Source organism: Lysinibacillus irui (assembly GCF_028877475.1).
Lineage (GTDB): Bacteria > Bacillota > Bacilli > Bacillales_A > Planococcaceae > Lysinibacillus > Lysinibacillus irui.
Genome location: NZ_CP113527.1, coordinates 3,872,462 through 3,891,818, shown reverse-complemented (window position 1 = coordinate 3,891,818; position 19,357 = coordinate 3,872,462). Strand labels below are relative to the sequence as shown.

Sequence of the window (19,357 nt, the reverse complement as noted above, 5' to 3'; positions counted from 1 at the left end):
ATGAGAGAAAAGGGTTATGAAAAAGTGTTTATCACTTTTAAAAATAGCTCTTTTCTCTCTTTTTTTATTTAATTTGGTTCTATACTGTTCATTAACAGCATATAATGTCGATATAATTACCTATAAGGATAATAAAATGTAGAGGAGGGTAACTTTTTATGAGGACTTCTAGAATAAGTGCAACGACAAGTAGTGTTTTTCGACAGGAAACTCAATATTTACATGCTGGTGATTTAAGCCACAATTTTGGAGGGAATCCACAAAAGCAATTTAGACATAGTTTGCAAAGAAATAAAGAGAAGAAGCACAATACAATGGCTACACCAACTCAACAGAGACAACTTCAACATGTTGCGCCTATTCATATGGATAGTGCGTGTGATTTGCAAATACGTCACGAATTAAATGAAACAGCCTTAAAACTAAGTCGTTTAAGTAAGCAAAAGAAGAGACTCAATAGTTACCGCTCATCTATTTAAAAATGGCTCTCCCTACATTTTCTGATGTGGGGAGTTTTTAATCTAATTGTGAAAAATATGGTTAAAAAGATTAAAATTGTAACATTCTAATTGTGAAGAACGTTATATAATAAGAACTAGGCTTGTTTGATGACATTCAAACAAGCCTTCTTTAATAGCTATAGGTAGAAGTTTCAGATAATTGTTTTACTAGCCAAATTTCGATATGCTTAGATAAGTTATCGTACAATTCTCGCAATTGTCTGACGGAATGGGAGGTTTTTTGATTTATGAATTCTCAAATACAAGATGTTTTGGAAAATATAGAAAAAGTAATGATTGGTAAAAGAGAGGTTGCTGAGCTCGGTATTGTCGCATTATTAGCGAGGGGCCATGTATTATTGGAAGATGTTCCTGGGGTCGGAAAGACAATGATGGTGCGAGCACTTGCAAAATCTTTTGATGCACAATTTAAGCGAATTCAATTTACGCCAGATTTATTGCCATCAGATGTAGTTGGTGTTTCTATTTATAATCCAAAGACTATGGAGTTTGAATTTCGTCCTGGACCAATTATGGGGGATGTTGTCTTAGCGGATGAAATAAACCGTACGTCGCCAAAAACACAGTCCGCCTTGTTAGAGGGTATGGAGGAGGCCTCTGTTACAATTGACGGAACAACATTGATGATAAATCAGCCGTTTTTTGTTATGGCCACACAAAATCCGATTGAACATGAAGGTACCTATCCTTTGCCAGAAGCGCAATTAGATCGATTTCTATTGAAGATAAAAATGGGTTATCCATCTAGGGGACAGGAAATTGAAATTTTGCGAAGAGCTGAGAATGGTAAACCAATTGAAAAAATTGAAGCGGTGTTATCCGTAGCGCAATTAATAGAACTACAGGAGCTCGTCCAAGGTGTGTATGTAGAAGACTCAGTAAAAAATTATATGGTGGAACTTGCTACCCAAACTAGGGAAAATAACTATGTACATTTAGGGGTGAGCCCACGGGCAACAATCGCGCTAATGAAAGCTTCTCAAGCTTACGCATTTATGAAAGGAAGAAGCTATGTTACTCCTGACGATGTTCAATACCTAGTGCCATTTGTTTTCAGCCATCGTTTAGTTCTAAAGCCAGATGCTCGCTACGATAATGTGACAGCAGATGAAATTATCCAGCGTATTATTGCTAAAACACCAGTGCCAACAAAAAGGTTTGCAGAACAATGAAGCGATGGAAAGCTTTATTAGAAAAAAGTAAACATTTCCTATTAATTACTTTCTTGATGGTCGTAACATTTTGTTATGCTATGTTCCAAGGTGGATTTGTTAGCTGGTTTGTTTTTTTTACAGTTAGTCCATTTTTAGTGTACGCACTCATGTTCTTTGTTGTTCGAGAAGATATTCTATTAGTAGAACGCAAAATTGAACCAGCGCATATAGAACGTGGGCAATCAGCAAAGGTGCATATTACGATAGAACGAAAAACAAGTTTCCCTTTTGCTTATATTATGATGGAGGAACTTGTCGATAGTGAAGGGTTGGTACAAGCTAAAAAAGAAAATTCAAATGCCATTAAGTTTGTTGGATTTAGAAAAAAGTTTAGCTGGCATTATGATTTGGATAATGTTCCTCGTGGAGAGCATCGCTACTTAGGAGTTACAGTTATCTTCTATGATTTCTTTGGCTGGGCAAAAAAAGTTGTCGTAGCGGAAAAGGAACAAACTATTTTAGTTTATCCGAGAATACGAGAGATGAAATACGCAGCACTTCAGACGAAATATGATGTTGGTCCAATGATGTCTCCTTATTCCATTGTAAAGGACACTTCTATGGCTGTTGGGTTAAGAGAGTATGTTCCGGGTGATCGATTTTCATGGATTCATTGGAAATCGTTTGCGAGAACACAAACCTTACAATCTAAGGAATTCGAGGATCGGCAATCATCTGAGTTAATGTTAGTGCTTGACGCTAAAAGGTCTTCAATGTTTGAAGAAAAAGTGGAATTAGTTGCATCGATGCTCCAGATGATTATACAAGAGCGTGGTGATTTATCTTTTATTACAGCTGGGGAAATGACGAAAGTTTTTCCGGTTATACAGGGTGAAAAGCAGTTAGATCAGGTCATGTATCATTTAGCTGCTATCAAACCTGCTGAGAATGTTAAATTCCGATTCTATGATCAACAAGCCTTTAAGCAAGTAGCAACATTGCTTTATGTGACAAGTGATGTCTCTGACGAGTTGCTACATACTCTTGCGAATATAGTAAAAAGCTGTATTTGTTTTGTAGTGGCAAAACAGCCGCCTGTGCAATCAGAGCACACGATGCGTTATAAACATATTCAAGTTGTCTTTGTAGACCCAACAGATTTTTATCATTTATTCACGGAGGTGATAAAACCGTGAAGCAATCGTTAGGGGAATTTATAGAATTGGCCATTGCGTATATAATTGTATTCTTCATTTTACGAGAATGGCTCATTCCTATTATGCAATTAACTAATACTGGTGGAATGAATCTCTTCCTTGTTTTTATTGGGATGTCCTTAGCGCTAAGTTTACTCCGTGTACATCCGTTGTTATCGGGATTCGTAAAGTTTAGCTATATAACTTGGTTTATCGTTTTTGTTTATAGCAAAAGTCCTGTTCTTTCTCGAGAAACTGTACCATTCTTATTGTCTGAATGGAAAGGGAATATGGCAACGATACTATCAGGAGATTTTGGACAAGTTTCAGATGCTTTTAGGACAGTGCTCTTTCTTGTTTTAATCTGGATGCTCGTATATTTAATTCACCATTGGGTATCAGTACGAAAAAATATATTTTACTTTTTTGCCATGACAGTATTCTTTATTGCCACTTTAGATACGTTTAGTGACTACGATGGTAAAGCTGCAATTGTAAAAGTTGTTGTTCTTGGATTAATCATGACAGGTGTACTTTTTGTTAAACGTCTATGGCTTCAAATGGAAACAACAAGTACTGCAATAGAGAAGTGGAAAATTGTTATTCCTATGCTTGTGTCAGTATTACTTGTTAGTTCTGTTGCATTCTTTTTACCAAAGACTGGACCAACATGGGCAGATCCTGTTCCATTTATCCAGGGAGTTACTGGACAAGATGGAAATGGAGCTGGTGAAAAATCAGTTGGTTATAGCCAAGACGATAGTCAGTTGGGTGGTCCCTTTCAAGGAGATAATACATTAATTTTTACTGCCTCTTCTCGTGATCGTCATTATTGGCGCATCGAAACGAAAGATACCTATACATCTAAAGGCTGGGTTGTTTCAGAGGGGAACTTTGGGAAAAATGTCTATGAGACAGATACACCGATTTTAACCTCTTTACAAGTAGGACCATCTGAAAATGAACGCCACATCCAACTAGATATTGCTATTCCAATGCCGTTTTTAATTCAAACATATGGTTTGATATCTGTTTCAGCACAAGGCTCCACGTTATTTATTCAAGATGAGCAGACTGAAAAGATGATGATAGAGCAGCAGGTAGATGAATCAAAATCATTATCAAACTACTCATTATCTTATAGTGAACCAGTTTATAGTATGGAACAGCTCCAATTGTCCTATCCCTCTACACTTGAAACATTAGATTCTTCGTTTAATCGTTTTTTACAATTACCAAATCAGCTTCCGCAGCGTGTAAGAGACTTGGCGTCTGAAATAACGCAAGGTAAAGCTTCGGTATACGATCAAATTAAAGCTGTAGAAAGTTACTTTAGAACAAATGGCTTTAGATATGATAAAAAGGAAGCTGCAATTCCTGCTGAAAATCAAGATTATGTCGATCAATTTTTATTTGATACAAAAGTAGGGTATTGTGATAATTTCTCTACTTCAATGGTTGTGCTCTTACGTTCTGTAGGAATTCCGGCAAGATGGGTTAAAGGTTTTGCGCCTGGAACAGCAGGACCAATGACAGACGGACTACGTGAATATCAAGTCACAAATGACAATGCACACTCTTGGGTTGAAGCATATATACCAGGGGCTGGTTGGATGGAATTTGAACCTACCATTGGATTTTCCGGTAATGTGAACATAGATTATGATGTGCCATTAGATACATCTGACCAGGAAGAAGTAATACAGCCAGAACAAAAACCTGAGCAGAAGAAACAGCAAAAAGAGGTAACTGAAAAGGTACAGTCTCCGGCAACATTTAGCTTAGATGCTGTGTGGACGTGGTTGAAAAAGTATACTTATGTGTGGATTGGCATCATTGTTTTATTAATCATTACTGGTATTTCCTTATATTTGAAAAGGAAAACGTGGATCCCGAAAATGCATGTAAGGTCATATCGCAAAAAGGCAGCTGATTGGTCAAACTTTGATTCTTCTTATCAAGTGTTATTAAAGCAATTATCTCGTATTGGCTTGCGCAGGAGAGATGGGGAAACATTACGTGCTTTCGCAGAGCGTGTAGATTTAGCACTTGAGACAGATGAAATGCAAAAGTTAACAGTAGTATATGAGCAACATGTTTATGGGAAAGATAAAGAAGACGTTGATTTTATAAAGCTGAAAGAAAGTTGGGAATATTTAATCAATCGCACTATCAGTTGATTTTAACGTAGACAAAGAGTAAAATGAAAAAAATTAAATGCAAGGATTGCTTTCATATAAGTTCGATAATAGGGTTCGGATGTTTCTACGAAATCACCATAAATGATTTCTCTATGAAGGCGGATGTTTTCGTTAGGTGAAAAGTATAGTAAATCACTTTACTTTGCTACGCATTCGCCTTTATCACGATTCTAGAGCTTTTGAACGCGTAGAAAGTTATTTTACTTTCTTCGCGTTTTTCTTTGAACAAATGAAAATATCCTTTAAAAATAGTAGAAGAGGTGGAAATTTTGACAGCTAGCCCTTTATTAAAAGAGCAAGAAAAAATCGTTGTACTGGACTTCGGTAGCCAATTTAACCAATTAATTACGCGTCGTATCCGTGAATTTGGTGTTTTCAGTGAATTACATCCACATACGGTAACTGCGGAAGAAATTAAAGATATGAATGCAACGGGTATTATTTTTTCTGGTGGCCCTAACTCTGTTTATGATGAGAATGCTTTCCATGTGGATCCAGCTATTTTCGATTTAGGCTTACCAATCTTAGGTATTTGCTACGGTATGCAACTAATGGCACATACAAACGGTGGTAAAGTTGAAGGTGCTGAAACGCGTGAATATGGTAAAGCTGAAATTCAAGTAACGACTTCAAACAAGTTATTTGGTGAGTTACCTGCTGAACAAATCGTATGGATGAGTCATGGGGACCATGTAACTGAAGTTCCAGCTGGATTTGAAGTTATCGCAACAAGCGCATCTTGCCCAATTGCTGCAATGGCAAATGTAGAACGTAAATTATATGCTGTACAATTCCATCCAGAAGTACGTCACTCTGTTTATGGTAATGACTTATTACGACAATTCGTATTCGATATTTGTGAAGCAAAAGGCGATTGGTCAATGGCAAACTTCATTGAGATTGAAATCGCTAAAATTCGCGAAACAGTTGGCGATAAAAAAGTATTATGTGCACTTTCTGGTGGAGTAGACTCTTCAGTTGTGGCAGTGTTAATCCATAAAGCAATCGGCGATCAATTAACATGTATGTTTGTAGACCATAACTTAAACCGTAAAGGTGAAGTTGAACAGGTAATGAAAACATTCACAGAAGACTTCGACATGAATGTTATTAAAATTGATGCACGTAAACGTTTCATGGACAAACTTGCTGGTGTTTCTGATCCTGAGAAAAAACGTAAAATTATCGGTAATGAATTCATTTATGTATTTGATGAAGAAGCATCAAAACTTGAAGGTATGGATTTCTTAGCACAAGGAACTCTTTACACGGATATTATTGAATCGGGTACTTCTACTGCACAAACAATCAAATCACACCATAACGTTGGTGGTCTTCCAGAAGATATGCAATTCCAATTAATCGAGCCACTGAAAACTTTATTTAAAGATGAAGTACGTGCGCTAGGTTTAGAACTTGGTCTTGACGAAAAAATCGTTTGGCGTCAACCATTCCCAGGTCCTGGATTAGGTATCCGTGTACTTGGAGAAGTAACAGAAGAAAAATTAGAAATCGTTCGCGAATCTGATTATATCCTACGTGAAGAGATTGCAAATGCTGGTCTTGATCGTGACATCTGGCAATACTTCACGGTATTACCTGATATCCGTTCAGTTGGCGTAATGGGCGATGCTCGTACGTATGACTATGCAATCGGTATCCGTGCCGTTACATCTATCGACGGTATGACTTCTGACTGGGCACGTATTCCATGGGATGTGCTAGAGAAAATCTCAGTTCGCCTAGTAAACGAAGTAAAACATGTTAACCGTGTAGTGTATGACATTACATCTAAGCCACCTGCAACGATTGAGTGGGAATAAAAACAAATGCCCTAAAGACCTTGATAAAAGGTTTTTAGGGTTTTTTTCGTTTATAAAGTGAAACTTCAGTCAAAAACTTCAAAGTGTAAAATAAAGCAATAATTGCTGATAAAGCGCTGTATGTAGTAAACTAAATGAATGGAAGAAATGATACTATTTAGATTAGGGGTGATTTAAATGAAGCAAAAGATGCCGATGATTCACACACTTGCAGTTGGAATGCCGAAAGAATTACTTGATAGTAAAGGGCGTTCGATGATTACAGGGATTGAAAAGCAACGAGTACAAGAAGTTTATTTATCATCTCGTGGTTTCGAGGGGGATGATGTGGCAGATAAAAAACATCATGGTGGCCCTGATCGTGCTGTTTGTTTATACCCAGCGGAGCATTACATACAGTGGGAACAGGAACTTGGTAAAACATTGCCTACTGCTGCATTTGGTGAAAACTTAACTGTAACAAATATGTTGGAAGCAGAAGTTTGTATTGGTGATATTTATAAAATTGGGGATGCTGTCATCCAAATTACACAAGGGCGTATTCCATGTAGCACGATTGATCGATATACTGAGGCCAACATATTACTTAAACGTTTAATTGAGACAGGCTATACAGGCTTCCTTGCGCGCGTACTAGAAGAAGGAACAATCTGTGCAGACTCAAAAGTTGAATTAGTAGAAAAGCACCCTGCACGTATATCCGTTTTGTATTGCAATGAAGTATATTTTAAAAACAAAGATGCTATTGCCATGCAACAAATACAAGCAGTAGATGTATTAGCGGAAGATTGGAAAGAAAAATTAGAAAAAAGAATTCAGCTCTTGCAGAGTAAAGTGTTGAATTAGGACAGACATAAGATGGGCATCCTCTAAAATTCGAAAGAATTCTGGGGGATTTTTTACTTTCTATCGGTTAATAATTGTTCAGTACTTTTGCTTTTCTGGCGATGATTTTTTAGAATGTGAACATTAAATAAGAATTTTACACGAACTTTCGTATTTTATTTTATGAAAATGTTCGGAAATGGGGTTGAAATCTAAAAAATGAAATGATATATTACGAATGTAAATTAAATAAGTCGTCGTATAATGTCGGGAATAAGGCCCGTGAGTTTCTACCAAGTTACCGTAAATAACTTGACTACGATTGGAGTTTATATAAAGATGTATAAACCCTAATTTATTTCACACACTATTTGTGATGAAATTATCGTAGACATGCGACTAGTAGAGTAGTCAGCGTGTCTTTTTTGTTTTCGATATTGAAGACGACCACACGGAGGATTTTTTGAAAATGAAAAAATATTTCATGTTCGATGAATTGGGAACTAATTATCGCCGCGAAATAATAGGTGGTATTACAACTTTCCTTGCAATGGCATATATTCTAGCTGTTAACCCAGGTATTTTAGAAAATGCAGGGATGGATAAAGGTGCAGTTTTTGTAGCTACAGCGTTAGCAGCAGCAGTTGGTTCTTTGATTATGGGGATTTTCGCTAAGTTCCCAATCTCACTTGCTCCTGGTATGGGCCTAAATGCATTCTTCGCCTTTACCGTAGTAGGCGCATATGGCATTCCATGGCAAACTGGTTTAACTGGAGTTTTCTTCTCTGGAATTATCTTTATCATTTTGTCTTTAACAGGAATTCGTGAAACAGTTATTAATGCAATTCCAGTACAACTTAAATATGCAGTATCAGCAGGTATTGGTTTATTTATCACGTTCGTAGGTTTACAAGGTGCAGGGATTGTTGTAGATAGTCCAGCTACATTAGTTACTTTAGGAACGTTTACTGGTGCAACATTACTAGCAGTATTCGGAATTATTCTTTCTGTTATTCTTATTATTAAATTACGCAGTATCGGTATTTTCTTAGGGATGGTAATCACTGCAGTTGTTGGAATGATTACAGGTATTATTGAACCGCCAGCAGCGATTGTTTCTGCAATTCCAAGTGTGGATTCTACATTTATGGTTGCGTTAAAACCCCTTGGTGACATTGAAACCCTATTTAACGTGAAGTTTTTAGTAGTAGTGTTAACATTCTTGTTTGTTGATTTCTTTGATACAGCTGGTACTTTAATGGCTGTAGCAACACAGGCAGGCTTAGTAAAAGATAATAAATTACCACGTGCAGGCCGCGCATTGATGGCTGATGCACTTGCAACGACAATTGGATCTTTATTTGGTACATCAACAACAACAGCTTATGTAGAATCGACTTCTGGTGTTGCTGCGGGTGCTCGCTCAGGTTTCTCTGCAGTCGTAACAGCGGTATTATTCTTAGTAGCTTTATTCTTCTCGCCATTACTAGCGGTGGTAACGCCCGCTGTTACTGCTCCTGCTCTAGTAATTGTAGGTGTATTAATGGTATCATCATTACGTTTAATTGATTGGGATAAATTCGAAATAGCAGTACCTGCATTCTTTACAGTATTAATGATGCCATTAGGTTATTCAATTGCTACGGGTATTGCAATTGGCTTCGTCTTCTATCCAATTACAATGCTATTAGCAGGTCGTAAAAAGGAAATTCACCCTATGATGTATGGCTTATTCTTCGTCTTCCTTGCATACTTCATCTGGGTAAGATAGTTAAACACACTTTTAAAGGCACCTCAATGGTTAGGTAAGATACTAACTGTTGAAGGTGTTTTTTTATTGAATATAATTTTTTATGCACTATTTTTCAACGGGTTGTTCTTTATGTAAGTAATTTTTTGTTTGATTAAGGTAATCACACATAGTGTTTCTCTAAACATATCAAGTAATGGATTTTATACATTAATATAGAAGAAACTCATTTTTTAATTATATGAATAGTTTTACTTTGAAGAAACACTTGCAAACTCAATTTTAAGATGATATATTTAAACACGTTGTTACGAAACAAACGAACAACATAAAAAATAATAACATTAATAGTTGACAGTAAGTTGGCATTATGTTAAAGTATAAAAAGTTACTTCTTGTAACTACTAAATGAACCTTGAAAACTGAACAAGCAAAACGTAATCAATAAAGTTTTAAGTAACTAGTTTCGGCTAGTGAACGAAACAAAATTTTGGACATCAAAATTGATGCCAGCAAAACAATTTGAGCAAATCAAATTTCTTTTATGGAGAGTTTGATCCTGGCTCAGGACGAACGCTGGCGGCGTGCCTAATACATGCAAGTCGAGCGAACAGAGAAGGAGCTTGCTCCTTTGACGTTAGCGGCGGACGGGTGAGTAACACGTGGGCAACCTACCTTATAGTTTGGGATAACTCCGGGAAACCGGGGCTAATACCGAATAATCTATTCCACCTCATGGTGGAATACTGAAAGACGGTTTCGGCTGTCGCTATAAGATTGGCCCGCGGCGCATTAGCTAGTTGGTGAGGTAACGGCTCACCAAGGCGACGATGCGTAGCCGACCTGAGAGGGTGATCGGCCACACTGGGACTGAGACACGGCCCAGACTCCTACGGGAGGCAGCAGTAGGGAATCTTCCACAATGGGCGAAAGCCTGATGGAGCAACGCCGCGTGAGTGAAGAAGGTTTTCGGATCGTAAAACTCTGTTGTAAGGGAAGAACAAGTACAGTAGTAACTGGCTGTACCTTGACGGTACCTTATTAGAAAGCCACGGCTAACTACGTGCCAGCAGCCGCGGTAATACGTAGGTGGCAAGCGTTGTCCGGAATTATTGGGCGTAAAGCGCGCGCAGGCGGTCCTTTAAGTCTGATGTGAAAGCCCACGGCTCAACCGTGGAGGGTCATTGGAAACTGGGGGACTTGAGTGCAGAAGAGGAAAGTGGAATTCCAAGTGTAGCGGTGAAATGCGTAGAGATTTGGAGGAACACCAGTGGCGAAGGCGACTTTCTGGTCTGTAACTGACGCTGAGGCGCGAAAGCGTGGGGAGCAAACAGGATTAGATACCCTGGTAGTCCACGCCGTAAACGATGAGTGCTAAGTGTTAGGGGGTTTCCGCCCCTTAGTGCTGCAGCTAACGCATTAAGCACTCCGCCTGGGGAGTACGGTCGCAAGACTGAAACTCAAAGGAATTGACGGGGGCCCGCACAAGCGGTGGAGCATGTGGTTTAATTCGAAGCAACGCGAAGAACCTTACCAGGTCTTGACATCCCGTTGACCACTGTAGAGATATAGTTTCCCCTTCGGGGGCAACGGTGACAGGTGGTGCATGGTTGTCGTCAGCTCGTGTCGTGAGATGTTGGGTTAAGTCCCGCAACGAGCGCAACCCTTGATCTTAGTTGCCATCATTTAGTTGGGCACTCTAAGGTGACTGCCGGTGACAAACCGGAGGAAGGTGGGGATGACGTCAAATCATCATGCCCCTTATGACCTGGGCTACACACGTGCTACAATGGACGATACAAACGGTTGCCAACTCGCGAGAGGGAGCTAATCCGATAAAGTCGTTCTCAGTTCGGATTGTAGGCTGCAACTCGCCTACATGAAGCCGGAATCGCTAGTAATCGCGGATCAGCATGCCGCGGTGAATACGTTCCCGGGCCTTGTACACACCGCCCGTCACACCACGAGAGTTTGTAACACCCGAAGTCGGTGAGGTAACCTTTTGGAGCCAGCCGCCGAAGGTGGGATAGATGATTGGGGTGAAGTCGTAACAAGGTAGCCGTATCGGAAGGTGCGGCTGGATCACCTCCTTTCTAAGGATTATTTCGGAATACAAACCTAGGGTTTGTAAGATTACGTTTTGCGTTCAGTTTTGAAGGTTCATTCTTCCGAATGAAATACTTCAAAACTTGTTCTTTGAAAACTGGATAAAACGACATTGAAATTGTAACAAACACATTTATTTTTTAAGTTTTTTATAGGCTTAATAACATTAGTAAGGTTTCAAGACACAAGCAGTTCTAGGAAGCAATCGAGTGAATGAAGGAGCGTACTTCAGTACGTGACTGATTGAACGAGTGAAGCTGACAACGAAATGCGATGTGTATTGAAAGCTGTAGGTTAAGTTATTAAGGGCGCACGGCGAATGCCTTGGCACTAGGAGCCGAAGAAGGACGGCACTAACACCGATATGCTTCGGGGAGCTGTAAGTGAGCTTTGATCCGGAGATTTCCGAATGGGGGAACCCACTACGTTTAATCGCGTAGTATCTTGACGTGAATACATAGCGTCTTGAAGGCAGACCCAGGGAACTGAAACATCTAAGTACCTGGAGGAAGAGAAAGAAAAATCGATTCCCTGAGTAGCGGCGAGCGAAACGGGAAGAGCCCAAACCAAGAGGCTTGCCTCTTGGGGTTGTAGGACACTCTATACGGAGTTACAAAAGAGCGAGTTAGATGAAGCGACTTGGAAAGGTCCGCCAGAGCAGGTAAAAGCCCTGTAGTCGAAAGTTCGTTCTCTCCTGAGTGGATCCTGAGTACGGCGGAACACGTGAAATTCCGTCGGAATCCGGGAGGACCATCTCCCAAGGCTAAATACTACCTAGTGACCGATAGTGAACCAGTACCGTGAGGGAAAGGTGAAAAGCACCCCGGGAGGGGAGTGAAAGAGATCCTGAAACCGTGTGCCTACAAGTAGTTAGAGCCCGTTAATGGGTGATAGCGTGCCTTTTGTAGAATGAACCGGCGAGTTACGATTACGTGCAAGGTTAAGCTTTAGAAGGCGGAGCCGCAGCGAAAGCGAGTCTGAATAGGGCGAAATAGTACGTGGTCGTAGACCCGAAACCAGGTGATCTACCCATGTCCAGGGTGAAGGTAAGGTAACACTTACTGGAGGCCCGAACCCACGCACGTTGAAAAGTGCGGGGATGAGGTGTGGGTAGCGGAGAAATTCCAATCGAACTTGGAGATAGCTGGTTCTCTCCGAAATAGCTTTAGGGCTAGCCTCGTGATGAGAATACTGGAGGTAGAGCACTGTTTGGACTAGGGGGCCATCCCGGTTTACCGAATTCAGACAAACTCCGAATGCCAGATATTTATACACGGGAGTCAGACTGCGAGTGATAAGATCCGTAGTCAAAAGGGAAACAGCCCAGACCACCAGCTAAGGTCCCAAAGTAATCGTTAAGTGGAAAAGGATGTGGCGTTGCACAGACAACCAGGATGTTGGCTTAGAAGCAGCCATCATTTAAAGAGTGCGTAATAGCTCACTGGTCGAGTGACGCTGCGCCGAAAATGTATCGGGGCTAAACGATTCACCGAAGCTGTGGATTGACATCTACGATGTCAGTGGTAGGAGAGCGTTCTAAGTGCGTTGAAGTCAGACCGGAAGGACTGGTGGAGCGCTTAGAAGTGAGAATGCCGGTATGAGTAGCGAAAGACGGGTGAGAATCCCGTCCACCGTATGACTAAGGTTTCCTGAGGAAGGCTCGTCCGCTCAGGGTTAGTCGGGACCTAAGCCGAGGCCGACAGGCGTAGGCGATGGACAACAGGTTGATATTCCTGTACCACCTCCTCACCGTTTGAGAAATGGGGGGACGCAGTAGGATAGGGTAAGCGCGCTGTTGGTTATGCGCGTCCAAGCAGTAAGGCGTGTGTGTAGGCAAATCCGCACACTGTAACGTTGAGCTGTGATGGCGAGTCCGTATGGACGAAGTTCCTGATTTCACACTGCCAAGAAAAGCCTCTATCGAGGTGAGAGGTGCCCGTACCGCAAACCGACACAGGTAGTCGAGGAGAGAATCCTAAGGTGTGCGAGAGAACTCTCGTTAAGGAACTCGGCAAAATGACCCCGTAACTTCGGGAGAAGGGGTGCTCTTGAGCGTGCAAGCGCATGAGAGCCGCAGTGAATAGGCCCAGGCGACTGTTTAGCAAAAACACAGGTCTCTGCAAAACCGTAAGGTGACGTATAGGGGCTGACGCCTGCCCGGTGCTGGAAGGTTAAGAGGAGTGGTTAGCGCAAGCGAAGCTGCGAATTGAAGCCCCAGTAAACGGCGGCCGTAACTATAACGGTCCTAAGGTAGCGAAATTCCTTGTCGGGTAAGTTCCGACCCGCACGAAAGGCGTAACGATCTGGGCACTGTCTCAACGAGAGACTCGGTGAAATTATAGTACCTGTGAAGATGCAGGTTACCCGCGACAGGACGGAAAGACCCCGTGGAGCTTTACTGTAGCCTGATATTGAATTTTGGTACAACTTGTACAGGATAGGTAGGAGCCAGAGATCTCGGAGCGCCAGCTTCGAAGGAGGCGTCGGTGGGATACTACCCTGGTTGTATTGAAATTCTAACCCATGCCCCTTAGCGGGGCAGGAGACAGTGTCAGGCGGACAGTTTGACTGGGGCGGTCGCCTCCTAAAAGGTAACGGAGGCGCCCAAAGGTTCCCTCAGAATGGTTGGAAATCATTCGTAGAGTGTAAAGGCACAAGGGAGCTTGACTGCGAGACCTACAAGTCGAGCAGGGTCGAAAGACGGGCTTAGTGATCCGGTGGTTCCGCATGGAAGGGCCATCGCTCAACGGATAAAAGCTACCCCGGGGATAACAGGCTTATCTCCCCCAAGAGTCCACATCGACGGGGAGGTTTGGCACCTCGATGTCGGCTCATCGCATCCTGGGGCTGTAGTCGGTCCCAAGGGTTGGGCTGTTCGCCCATTAAAGCGGTACGCGAGCTGGGTTCAGAACGTCGTGAGACAGTTCGGTCCCTATCCGTCGTGGGCGTAGGAAATTTGAGAGGAGCTGTCCTTAGTACGAGAGGACCGGGATGGACACACCGCTGGTGTACCAGTTGTCTTGCCAAAGGCATCGCTGGGTAGCTATGTGTGGACGGGATAAGTGCTGAAAGCATCTAAGCATGAAGCCCCCCTCAAGATGAGATTTCCCATTACGCAAGTAAGTAAGATCCCTCAAAGACGATGAGGTAGATAGGTTCGAGGTGGAAGTGTGGTGACACATGGAGCTGACGAATACTAATCGATCGAGGACTTAACCAAATTGTTTGAAGCAATCAATGCGCCGTTTATCCAGTTTTGAAAGAACAATTCTTTCAACAATAATAATGAGAGCTTCAAGACACAAGTAGAACAAGGAAGCAACTGAGTGATTGAGGGAGCATACTTCTGTACGTGACTGATTGAGCGAGAGCAGCTGACGCAGTAATGCGCCGTGTATTGAAGGTCGAATATAGTCTAGTGATGATGGCAAAGAGGTCACACCCGTTCCCATACCGAACACGGAAGTTAAGCTCTTTAGCGCCGATGGTAGTTGGGGGCTTCTCCCTGTGAGAGTAGGACGTCGCTAGGCAATTTATGAAAAGCCATGGACATATTCCATGGCTTTTTTTGTTATGTGCACTATTCATAAAATGTTATAATAAATAAAGCTATTTCCATACATTTTGACAATTCACTGAACTGTACACAATCGGATTTGATAATGGAGGAATTAAAATGAGACGTATCATTTTTTCTACTATTTCAATCTTATGCTTATTAATAACAATCTTTATGTTTGGGTATGATTCAAAGAAATGGTATGGGAGCTTTTTAAAACTTCTCTATGACGTAAATATGTTTATGCCGTTTATATTAGCAGGGATAGGTATGATCAGTGCCATTTTCGGTATTAAAGGTGATTATCGTATGGTTCTTGTTGTCCTTCATTCATTTATACTACTTCTTTTTTTAGGCATTTATATAAAAGCTTTTTAATAGTAATAGGTAAGCATTGCCGAAGGAGATAGATTTTCAAATTTAATAAGAAACGATTCTTAAAGAAGAACTTAATAAAATTTAGGTTCTTCTTTTTTATATAAAGAGACTACTAAGGATTTGAATATGATATAGACACTAAAAATCATTATTAAGTTCCTGCATACTTCTATAAGCAACTAAAGGTATAATGGAGTACAAGTAGTAAAGATGCAAAACGTGAAGTGGAAAGGAAGAAGAAGTTGGGAAAAAAACAAATTTGGTATGAAGTACAAGAAAATGAATCCATAGAAGAGTGTTTAGCAAGAATGCGACAAGACGGTTATATGGCCATTGGACGAAAAGAAGAGCCTCTTTTTCATATCGTCAATGGTGAACCAACCTATTTGCGTCAAAAAATTCAATTTAAAGCTATTCCTGCGCAAGATACGGAATGATTATGACTAAAATCCGAACGTTTTTTTTGCACTTATAAAAAATGTTCGCATTTTTGCATTGACGATAAGGTAATCACTTGTTAAAATGTGATAAGGAAAAACAAATATATCCCACATATATGCTAGAGGATTGGCTCTAGTGTCTCTACCCGGCACCGTAAATGCTGGACTATGCGGGAAAGCACTTTTGGCATATGATGAGAAACTCTATGTGCAGTTTGTACATAGGTATATTCTTGTTCTGATAAGTCCTCAAGTAAGCTGCTTTCACGTGTAGTAGTAGAGAGTAGTTTATTTGGGGATTTTCTTTGTATAAGATAAGAATTGCAGTGCTATTAAAAATAGATGCTAGCACAATAACTGATCATTTTTCTATCGTTTAAAAGGAGCGACAATTTATGAATCCGAAAATCGGTGTCATTATGGGTAGTTCAAGTGACTGGGAAACAATGAAACATGCATGTGATATTTTAGATGAATTACAAGTACCGTACGAAAAAAAGGTTGTATCTGCACATCGTACACCTGATTTAATGTTTGAATATGCAGAGCTTGCTCGTGAGCGAGGAATACAAGTAATTATCGCTGGAGCAGGTGGGGCTGCACATTTACCAGGAATGGTGGCAGCTAAAACAACGTTGCCTGTAATTGGAGTTCCAGTTCAGTCACGTGTACTTAATGGACTTGATTCATTATTATCCATTGTTCAAATGCCTGGTGGTGTACCTGTAGCAACTGTAGCTATTGGCAAAGCAGGAGCAACAAATGCAGGATTACTTGCAGCTCAAATTTTGTCAACAACAGATTCAGAACTTGCCAATAAATTAGATGCTAGACGTGAAGCAACAAAGCAGCAAGTATTAGAAAGCACAGGTGACTTAGTGTGACGAAGATTATTTATCCTGGACAAACGATAGGTATTATAGGTGGTGGCCAACTTGGTCGGATGATGGCACTTGCTGCTAAAGAGTCTGGATTTAAAATTGCTGTTCTTGAACCTGCAATGGACTCACCGTGTGGACAGGTAGCTGATATTCGTATTGTAGCCCCATATGATGATGAAGCTGCTTTAGAAGAGCTTGCAGAAGTAAGTGATGTCATCACGTATGAATTTGAAAATATTGATTATGAAGGCTTAAAGCGTTTATCACAAATGGCTTACGTTCCACAAGGGGCGGAGTTGGTACGCATTACACAAAACCGTGTAACAGAGAAAGACGCTATTGTGAAAGCTGGTTGTCCAGTAGCTCCATATATTGTTGCAAAAACTTATGAAGAATTAGTAGCCAATATTGATTCGATTGGGTATCCTTGTATAGTCAAAACAGCAAGAGGTGGCTATGATGGCAAAGGGCAGCAGCTTTTAAAATCAACTGACGATCTACCTTTAGCGAAAGATTTATTCACGCATTCTCAATGTATTGCAGAAGGCTTTGTTCCTTTCGTTAAGGAAGTATCGGTCATTGTTCAAAGAAATGGCCACGGTGAATCGTATTGTCAGCCAGTTGGAGAGAACATTCATGTTCATCATATTCTACATGAAACAATTGTGCCTGCTCGCATATCAGAAAGTACAGCTCAAGCTGCAGAACGTGAAGCTTTAAAAATTGCAGATTACTTACATTTAGTAGGAACGTTAGCGGTAGAAATGTTTGTGTTAGAAGATGGTGGGATTGTTATTAATGAATTAGCACCGAGACCTCATAATTCTGGTCACTATTCAATAGAGGCATGTAATGTTTCTCAATTCCATCAGCATATTCGAGCTGTCTGTGGTTGGCCATTACGAAAACCAGAACTTTGGGCACCATCTATTATGGTCAATGTATTAGGGCAGCATGTCGTGCCACTTAGTAACTCAATTGCTAAATATCCTGAATGGTCCATCCATCTTTATGGGAAAGCTGAAGCTAAGGTCAACCGTAAGATGGGCCATGTAACGATTATGACAAAAGACATAGAGGAAACACTACAACAAATCGAGAGTTCTGGCATCTGGTCAGAATAGAAGGAGATACGCGATGATTGAACGTTACACAAGACCCGAAATGGGCGCAATTTGGACAGAACAAAATAAATACCAAGCTTGGCTAGAAGTTGAAATTTTAGCTTGTGAGGCTTGGGCTGAAATAGGGGATATCCCAAAAGAGGATGTTGCTAAAATTCGTGAAAATGCTTCATTTGATGTGAACCGTATTTTAGAGATTGAACAAGAAACTCGTCATGACGTTGTTGCCTTTACACGTGCCGTTTCTGAAACACTTGGTGAAGAACGTAAGTGGGTACATTATGGTTTGACTTCTACAGACGTAGTGGACACAGCATTATCTTATTTAATCAAACAAGCAAATGATATTTTACGCAAAGACATTGTGAATTTCATTGATATTATTGCTGCTAAGGCAAAAGAACATAAATATACAGTTATGATGGGACGTACACATGGTGTTCATGCAGAACCAACAACTTTCGGTTTAAAACTTGGTTTATGGTATGAGGAAATGAAGCGTAACCTTGAACGTTTTGAAGCAGCAGCTAAAGTAATTGAAACTGGGAAAATGTCTGGAGCCGTTGGAACATATGCCAACATCGATCCTCGTGTTGAACAGTATGTATGCGATAAATTAGGACTTACAGCATCACCGATTTCAACACAGACTTTACAGCGTGATCGCCATGCACAGTATTTAAGTGCCTTAGCTTTAATCGCTACATCTATTGAAAAATTCGCAACAGAAATTCGCGGCTTACAGAAATCGGAAACACGCGAAGTAGAAGAAGCTTTTGCAAAAGGACAAAAAGGGTCATCAGCAATGCCACATAAACGTAATCCAATTGGTTCTGAAAACATGGTTGGTATGTCTCGTTTAATGCGTGGATACATGGTGACAGCGTATGAGAATGTTGCTTTATGGCATGAGCGTGATATTTCTCATTCATCCGCAGAGCGCGTTATTTTACCGGATGCAACAATTACTCTTAACTATATGTTAAATCGCTTCGGTAATATTGTGAAAAACTTAACAGTATTCCCTGAAAATATGAAACGTAATATGGATCGCACATTTGGTCTAATTTATTCTCAACGCATCTTGTTAGCATTGATAGATAAAGGCTTAGTACGTGAAGAAGCTTATGATACCGTACAGCCTTTAGCGATGCAGGCATGGGACGAGCAAGTTCAGTTCCGTACATTAGTCGATGCAAGTGAAAAAATCACATCTTATTTAACTAAGGAAGAGCTGGATGAGTGTTTTGATTACAACTACCACTTACAGCATGTTGATATGATTTTTGAACGATTAGGACTTATCTAATATTTAAACTTTCTAAATGTTAGAGCCCACTAGTAAATGTTTCAGAGTTGGATCGTGGTGACACGATTCAATTCTGGACATTAATACAAG

Annotated in this window: 12 protein-coding genes, 3 rRNA genes and 3 riboswitches; all 15 genes read left to right on the top strand. The window is 40.6% G+C overall.

The window, feature by feature from the left end; all coding sequences use genetic code 11:
* Positions 1-158 precede the first annotated feature (158 nt).
* The 15 genes from OU989_RS19595 to purB all read left to right on the top strand — a co-directional run bounded on the left by OU989_RS19595 (position 159) and on the right by purB (position 19,267).
* Entirely contained in the window at positions 159-479 is a 321-nt protein-coding gene (locus tag OU989_RS19595; protein WP_274794609.1) for an NAD synthetase, read from the top strand.
* Between the two features lie 269 nt (positions 480-748).
* Positions 749-1,693 (top strand): AAA family ATPase, encoded by a 945-nt coding sequence (locus OU989_RS19590; protein ID WP_274794608.1) that lies wholly within the window; start codon positions 749-751, stop codon positions 1,691-1,693.
* Complete coding sequence (locus OU989_RS19585) at positions 1,690-2,871, top strand: DUF58 domain-containing protein (protein WP_274794607.1); 1,182 nt, start codon at positions 1,690-1,692, stop codon at positions 2,869-2,871. The genes OU989_RS19590 and OU989_RS19585 overlap by 4 nt, the downstream gene beginning before the upstream one ends.
* A complete protein-coding gene (locus tag OU989_RS19580; protein WP_274794606.1) occupies positions 2,868-5,051 on the top strand; it encodes a DUF4129 domain-containing transglutaminase family protein in 2,184 nt (727 codons plus the stop codon). Before OU989_RS19585 ends, OU989_RS19580 begins: the two co-directional genes overlap by 4 nt.
* Before the next feature lie 32 nt (positions 5,052-5,083).
* Positions 5,084-5,185: riboswitch (purine riboswitch) on the top strand.
* 156 nt (positions 5,186-5,341) lie between these two features.
* A complete protein-coding gene (guaA, locus tag OU989_RS19575; protein WP_274794605.1) occupies positions 5,342-6,895 on the top strand; it encodes a glutamine-hydrolyzing GMP synthase in 1,554 nt (517 codons plus the stop codon).
* Positions 6,896-7,072: 177 nt separating this feature from the next.
* Entirely contained in the window at positions 7,073-7,741 is a 669-nt protein-coding gene (locus tag OU989_RS19570) for an MOSC domain-containing protein (RefSeq protein WP_274794604.1), read from the top strand.
* A 216-nt stretch (positions 7,742-7,957) separates the two neighbouring features.
* Positions 7,958-8,059: riboswitch (purine riboswitch) on the top strand.
* A gap of 130 nt (positions 8,060-8,189) precedes the next feature.
* Positions 8,190-9,491: an NCS2 family permease gene (locus OU989_RS19565; protein ID WP_274794603.1), complete on the top strand. Its 1,302-nt coding sequence runs from the start codon at positions 8,190-8,192 to the stop codon at positions 9,489-9,491.
* A 520-nt stretch (positions 9,492-10,011) separates the two neighbouring features.
* Positions 10,012-11,563, top strand: a 16S ribosomal RNA gene (locus OU989_RS19560).
* Between the two features lie 305 nt (positions 11,564-11,868).
* Positions 11,869-14,796, top strand: a 23S ribosomal RNA gene (locus tag OU989_RS19555).
* Between the two features lie 194 nt (positions 14,797-14,990).
* Positions 14,991-15,106 (top strand): 5S ribosomal RNA (gene rrf, locus OU989_RS19550).
* Together the 16S, 23S and 5S rRNA genes form the textbook arrangement of a ribosomal RNA operon.
* Before the next feature lie 146 nt (positions 15,107-15,252).
* Positions 15,253-15,513: a hypothetical protein gene (locus tag OU989_RS19545; protein WP_274794602.1), complete on the top strand. Its 261-nt coding sequence runs from the start codon at positions 15,253-15,255 to the stop codon at positions 15,511-15,513.
* A gap of 242 nt (positions 15,514-15,755) precedes the next feature.
* Positions 15,756-15,950, top strand: coding sequence for an NETI motif-containing protein (locus tag OU989_RS19540; RefSeq protein WP_274794601.1), 195 nt, complete (start codon positions 15,756-15,758; stop codon positions 15,948-15,950).
* 93 nt (positions 15,951-16,043) lie between these two features.
* Positions 16,044-16,142, top strand: a riboswitch (purine riboswitch).
* A gap of 206 nt (positions 16,143-16,348) precedes the next feature.
* Entirely contained in the window at positions 16,349-16,837 is a 489-nt protein-coding gene (gene purE, locus OU989_RS19535; RefSeq protein ID WP_274794600.1) for a 5-(carboxyamino)imidazole ribonucleotide mutase, read from the top strand.
* Positions 16,834-17,958 carry a 5-(carboxyamino)imidazole ribonucleotide synthase gene (purK, locus tag OU989_RS19530; protein WP_274794599.1) on the top strand — a complete coding sequence of 375 codons (1,125 nt, stop codon included), beginning with the start codon at positions 16,834-16,836 and terminating at the stop codon, positions 17,956-17,958. The genes purE and purK overlap by 4 nt, the downstream gene beginning before the upstream one ends.
* A 13-nt stretch (positions 17,959-17,971) precedes the next feature.
* Complete coding sequence (gene purB / locus OU989_RS19525; RefSeq protein WP_274794598.1) at positions 17,972-19,267, top strand: adenylosuccinate lyase; 1,296 nt, start codon at positions 17,972-17,974, stop codon at positions 19,265-19,267.
* Positions 19,268-19,357 lie beyond the last annotated feature (90 nt).

What these genes read in the sequence shown, in the direction of transcription:
- purB (WP_274794598.1), top strand. Translation starts at nt 17,972, where the DNA reads ATGATTGAACGTTACACAAGACCCGAAATGGGCGCAATTTGGACAGAA.
- purE (WP_274794600.1), top strand. Translation starts at nt 16,349, where the DNA reads ATGAATCCGAAAATCGGTGTCATTATGGGTAGTTCAAGTGACTGGGAA.
- OU989_RS19570 (WP_274794604.1), top strand. Translation starts at nt 7,073, where the DNA reads ATGAAGCAAAAGATGCCGATGATTCACACACTTGCAGTTGGAATGCCG.
- OU989_RS19595 (WP_274794609.1), top strand. Translation starts at nt 159, where the DNA reads ATGAGGACTTCTAGAATAAGTGCAACGACAAGTAGTGTTTTTCGACAG.
- OU989_RS19545 (WP_274794602.1), top strand. Translation starts at nt 15,253, where the DNA reads ATGAGACGTATCATTTTTTCTACTATTTCAATCTTATGCTTATTAATA.
- OU989_RS19590 (WP_274794608.1), top strand. Translation starts at nt 749, where the DNA reads ATGAATTCTCAAATACAAGATGTTTTGGAAAATATAGAAAAAGTAATG.
- OU989_RS19565 (WP_274794603.1), top strand. Translation starts at nt 8,190, where the DNA reads ATGAAAAAATATTTCATGTTCGATGAATTGGGAACTAATTATCGCCGC.
- OU989_RS19585 (WP_274794607.1), top strand. Translation starts at nt 1,690, where the DNA reads ATGAAGCGATGGAAAGCTTTATTAGAAAAAAGTAAACATTTCCTATTA.